Consider the following 239-nt stretch of genomic DNA (forward strand, 5'->3'; position numbering starts at 1 on the left):
AGGAATTTTTTTAAATGCTCTTCAACAATAGCTTCCTGAGGAGAGGAAATAGCACATCTGGCAGCTCGTTTACATCTTGAACGAATAGACTAAAACGTCCATACATGTTTTGAATTACTTGCTTTTGTGAGTCTGGAATAGGTTCTGTTGATAAGAAGACATTCATGAACTCTATTCCATTTTTTCTAGCATGCAGAATGGCCTCATGCGTATCTACTATACCGTTTTGATGATAATCC

At 36.8% G+C, this 239-nt stretch carries 1 pseudogene; it reads right to left on the reverse strand.

The window, feature by feature from the left end:
- Positions 1-10 precede the first annotated feature (10 nt).
- Positions 11-239 (reverse strand): annotated as a pseudogene (locus SAY88_RS25625) (hypothetical protein); the annotation flags it as partial.

The organism is Halalkalibacter flavus (assembly GCF_036663575.1).
Taxonomy (GTDB): Bacteria; Bacillota; Bacilli; order Bacillales; family Bacillaceae_D; genus Halalkalibacter; species Halalkalibacter flavus.